Genomic DNA, 507 nt, shown 5'->3' with positions numbered 1-507 from the left:
TCACACAAAAATTTCACACCTCATGCTCCCAGGTAACGAACCGATAACGACAATATCGGGAGCGGCGTAGCCTGGATTCATGATGTCGCTGGCGAAGATTGCGTCCGGCGACGGCTATGAGTATTACCTGCGGAATATCGCCACGAATGACGCCAATGACCGTGGCGCGCAACAGCTCGCCGATTATTACAGCGAGCGCGGCGAGTCCCCGGGTCGCTGGGTGGGGTCGGGGTTGGGAGCCCTGGATATCGTCGAGGGAGACATCGTCACCGAATCCCAGATGCGGGCCTTGTTCGGGCGCGGGATGCATCCGAACGCGGACGCGATCGTCGCGCAGCTGGCAGCCGAGCAGATGGCCGATGGTGTCTCGCCGCGGGTGGCCCGCCTCTACGGCGCGAAGATGGCCCAGCTCGGCCGCCCCCACAACCGGTATGTGGTCGACGAGGCCGGCTACCGATTCGAATGCGCCCGCGCCTACGCCGAATACAACCGTGCCCAAGGCCTCAT

The 507-nt window shown here is 63.1% G+C and carries 1 protein-coding gene; it reads left to right on the top strand.

Annotation, left to right across the window (positions count from 1 at the left end):
- Positions 1–79 precede the first annotated feature (79 nt).
- Positions 80–507: relaxase domain-containing protein (locus A5780_RS43090; protein WP_231982931.1), on the top strand; the 428-nt coding region annotated here is incomplete at its 3' end.

The sequence above is a fragment of the Nocardia sp. 852002-20019_SCH5090214 genome (assembly GCF_001665865.1).
GTDB lineage: Bacteria > Actinomycetota > Actinomycetes > Mycobacteriales > Mycobacteriaceae > Nocardia > Nocardia nova.
This window is presented reverse-complemented; position numbering and strand designations above follow the sequence as displayed.